Source organism: Acidithiobacillus sp., from assembly GCF_023255755.1.
In the GTDB taxonomy this organism is placed as follows: Bacteria; Pseudomonadota; Gammaproteobacteria; order Acidithiobacillales; family Acidithiobacillaceae; genus Acidithiobacillus.
In genome coordinates, this window is sequence record NZ_JAGDVS010000031.1 from 1 (window position 1) to 3,981 (window position 3,981).

The 3,981-nt window shown below is 62.9% G+C and carries 5 protein-coding genes; 3 read left to right on the plus strand and 2 right to left on the minus strand.

What is annotated here, in order from left to right; all coding sequences use genetic code 11:
• On the minus strand, positions 1-936 hold a 936-nt coding region (dprA, locus tag Q0C48_RS02520; protein WP_291521229.1), incomplete at its 3' end, for a DNA-processing protein DprA.
• Positions 933-1,979, minus strand: a complete 1,047-nt coding sequence (locus Q0C48_RS02525) for a LysM peptidoglycan-binding domain-containing protein (RefSeq protein WP_291521230.1) — start codon at positions 1,977-1,979, stop codon at positions 933-935. The genes dprA and Q0C48_RS02525, both read right to left, overlap by 4 nt.
• Before the next feature lie 83 nt (positions 1,980-2,062).
• On the opposite strand from Q0C48_RS02525, the gene def reads away from it, so the two are divergent.
• The 3 genes from def to Q0C48_RS02540 form a co-directional block, all read left to right on the plus strand.
• Entirely contained in the window at positions 2,063-2,566 is a 504-nt protein-coding gene (gene def / locus Q0C48_RS02530; protein ID WP_291521232.1) for a peptide deformylase, read from the plus strand.
• The gene (gene fmt / locus Q0C48_RS02535; RefSeq protein ID WP_291521234.1) at positions 2,559-3,500 is read left to right on the plus strand and encodes a methionyl-tRNA formyltransferase; all 942 of its coding nucleotides are present in this window, start codon (positions 2,559-2,561) and stop codon (positions 3,498-3,500) included. Before def ends, fmt begins: the two co-directional genes overlap by 8 nt.
• Positions 3,497-3,981 (plus strand): transcription antitermination factor NusB (locus Q0C48_RS02540; protein WP_291521236.1); only part of this gene is annotated, 485 nt, incomplete at its 3' end. The genes fmt and Q0C48_RS02540, both read left to right, overlap by 4 nt.

Below are 3,981 nucleotides of genomic sequence, written 5' to 3' on the forward strand. Positions count from 1 at the left end.
GACCTTGGCCTGGACCGGATCTTCGGGCCGCCAGTCTGCTGCGGGTGCTGTCGCCTGACCGTCCCGCAGCACGGCGTACAGGGGACCGAGTTCGCTGAGCACGTCTTCGGCACTCTCGACCAGTTTGGCGCCGTCGCGGATGAGGCGGTGCGGGCCGCGCGACAACGGTGAGTGGATGGAGCCGGGGATGGCAAAGACTTCGCGGCCCTGCTCCATTGCCAACCGGGCGGTAATCAGTGAACCGCTGCCCTCTGCGGCTTCAACGACCAGTACGCCCAGGCTGAGGCCGCTGATGATGCGGTTGCGGCGGGGGAAGAGGCCGCTGCGTGGACCGGTATCGGGGGGTTGTTCGCTGAGAATGAGGCCCTGCCCGGTAATCTGACGGGCGAGCTGCAGGTGGCTGCGCGGGTAGATGAGATCGGCGCCGGTACCAAGTACGGCGACGGTGCCGCTGTGGAGGGCGCCGCGATGGGCGGCGGCGTCAATGCCGAGGGCCAGACCGCTGCTGATGATAAGGCCCGCCTCACCCAGATTTTGGGCGAAGGCTTCGGCCGTCGCGACACCGGTCGCGGTGGGGCTGCGGCTGCCGACGATAGCCAGCATGGCCTGGTTCAGGCAGGCGCGCTGCCCGCGTAAATAGAGCAGCAGGGGCGGGTCGGAGATATGGCGGAGCAGGGGTGGGTAATCGCTGTCCGTCCAGCGACAGAGATCGGTATCGGGACTTTCCAGCCAGTGCCGGTCTGCGGGCGTGAGCATGTCTTCGGGCGCCTTCTGCAAGGCGGCGATTTGCGCGGCCTGCAAACCGAGGTCCTGCAGGGCGCCGGCGCCGGTTTGAAAACAGCGCTCTACCGCACCAAAGCGCTCCAGCAGGGCGCGTTGGCGGACCGGGCCGAGGCCGGGGATACGGCCGAGGGCGAGCCAGGCCCGGTCTGTCACCCGTTTCCTGCAGAGCGGTCGCTGGCTGTTACAGGGCGCGGACTGGCCAGTTGGTCACCCACCAGGATGCCATGTGTCGCCGTGGTAATCACGGCGTAGGAGACCGTGGGGAATATCCGGAACAGCATGACGGTACCCACCTTCTGCGGCGGCAGAACGAAGGGTTTGCCGGTCACCGCGTTTTTCGTCTCTCCTCCGGGCCTGTCAACCTGCAGCACATTACCAGCGCTCAGGCCGCTGTCCCGGCCCTGATCCACGATAACGACTTGGCCGACCATCAGTTCTGGATAACTACTCATTTTGGCGATGATCTGGGCATTTACCGGGTGGGAGGGGGCGCTGGGGAAGTAGTGGGGCGCGCTACGGTCCGTGGTAGGTACCAACCGGTCGCCCAGAGAGATTTCCTTCAGGGCATTGGTGATTTCTACGGCGGCGTGTGTGCCGTTGCTGCGCACGACTGCGCTACCGAGATCGCGGAGCGCATAACCGAGGGCTTTTTTGCCGTCGTGGCGATAGAGTTTCGGTCCGAGGGCGACAATCTGGTAACGGGCACCAATGGGCGCCTGTGCCAAGCCGGAGGCATAGAGCTTGTCACCCACCGTATAGACGATATGCTCACTGGCGCTGGCGGCAAGATAGGGCAGTTGGTCATAAGCCTTCTTGTTGGCGATAACACCAGGTGTGCCGAGGAACGGCATTACTTCGCCGGTGGCCACCGTGGGCAAGGGTCCCGCAGTCATCTGCGGATGCAGCGAGATGACACGGAGTTCTGGCTGACCGTTGGACCCGCGGATAATCACGATGCGGTCACCCGGATAAATCAGATTGGGGTTTTTAATATAGGCATTCCGGTGCCAGATCTGTGGCCAGTCCCAGGGATTTTTGAGGAAATGTGCGGCAATGCCCCAGAGGGTGTCACCGGCTTTGACGGTATAACTGTGTTCACTGCGTAGCTGTATGCCGGACGGCGCAGCCTGCGCCATTGCCGGGGCCATGGCGCTGAGGCCGAGACAAAATAGGGTGTTGCGCCAGATGTTCTTCATGAATGATCTCCGCTGGACTTCCGCAGGGCATAGTATTAGTTCAAGATACGATTTTTGCCGGATGGTAATAATTTGGTGACGAAATGCCCCTCTTGAAGATACTGGAGTTCCCCGATGCCCGCCTCAAGGGCATGGCCCAACCCATAGTCCGGGTGGACAAACAGATACAGCAACTCGCCGACGATATGGCGGAAACTATGTACGATGCACCCGGTATCGGCCTGGCCGCGCCGCAGGTGGCCGCTGGTCACCGGCTGATTGTCGTGGATGTTTCAGAAAATCGCAATGATCTGCTGACCTTGGTGAATCCGGAAATTATCGCGCGCACGGGTGAAGAGGAGATGAAGGAAGGCTGCCTGTCGGTACCCGGCGTGCTGGAGACGGTGCGGCGTGCCGAAAAAGTGACGGTGCGCGCGACCACGGTACTGGGCAAGACCATTGAATTGGAGGCCGATGGGCTGCTGGCGGTTTGCCTGCAACATGAGATCGACCATCTCAATGGTACCCTTTTTGTCGATCATCTGTCCCGCCTCAAGCAAAACCTGATTCGCCGTAAGGCGGACAAAAGGGTGCGGCTCGGTGACTAGAAAACAGCGCATTGTTTTTGCCGGGACGCCGGAGTTCGCGCGCCTCATTCTGGCAGAATTGCTGCAAGGGCCGGAAGAAGTCGTCGGGATATTTACCCAGCCGGATCGCCCGGCGGGCCGGGGGCGGGCGTTGCAGGCCAGCCCGGTGAAGCAGGAGGCTTTGGCCGCAGGCATTCCCGTTTTTCAGCCGGAATCCTGTAAGACGGGCGAGGCCCTGGACCTGCTCCGGAGCCTGGCGCCGGATCTGCTGATTGTCGTGGCCTATGGTCAGATTCTTCCCCAGGCGATTCTGGACTTGCCGACGCGCGGCGCCATCAATGTCCACGCTAGTCTCCTGCCCGCCTGGCGCGGTGCGGCGCCCATCGCCCGCGCCATCGCGGCGGGCGACAAGGAAAGCGGTGTCGCCATCATGCAGATGGAAGCCGGACTCGACTCCGGTCCGGTGCTGTGGGAGGAGCGCGTGCCCATTGCGCCCGATGACACGGCGGCGAGTCTCCATGACCGTTTGGCACGGTTGGGCAGCGATGCTTTGCGTCAGGCTCTGGACCGGCTCTGGGCGAATCGGCTCAAACCCGTGCCCCAGGATCCGGCACTGGTGACCTATGCCCGCAAGTTGAAGAAGGACGAGGCGCTGCTCGACTGGCGGCTTCCCGCGGCGACGCTGGAGCGTCTGGTGCGGGCTTTCAATCCCAGCCCCGTCGCCCATACCCTTTTTCGCGACAAAGGCTTGCGGGTCTGGCAGGCGCGGGTGCTGCCTGTCCGGGGCGAGCAGGCGCCCGGCACCATCACTGCCGTGGAAAAAGACGGGATAGTGGTGACCTGTGGCGAAGATCAATTGCAGTTGCTGGCGGTGCAACCGGCGGGCAAGGGCGTACTCAGTGGTAGTGATTTCGCCCGCGGTTATCGCCCGCAAGTTGGCGAAGTGCTGGGATGAGGGAAGGGCGGACGGGGATTGAGCGGGCAAAAAGCACATCGGGTGTGACAGTGCGCAAGGCGGCTATTGCCGTATTGCGGGGCGTGGATAGCGGGCAGACGGTGGATGCCGCCCTGCTGCCGGTGGCGTTGACCGGTGCGGATCGGGCGACCTTGCAATGGCTGGTGCTGGGCACGCTGCGCGAGTATCTGCCCTTGCAGGCCCTGGCCGCTCAATTGCTGCGCAAAGGCTGGCGCGAGGAAGATGCGGATTTGGGTTTTTTGCTGAGTCTGGCCCTTTTTGAGTTGCGCCATGGGCAACGGCCCGCCTTCGCCGTGGTCAATGATTGGGTTGAGATGACAGAGGCCCTGAAAAAACCCTGGGCGCGCGGTCTGATGAATGCCGTTCTGCGCCGTTATCTGCGTGAGCGGGAGGCTTTGGATGCGGTACTGGCCGATCGCGATCTCGGGCATCCGGCCTGGCTGGCGGCGCGCTTACGCGC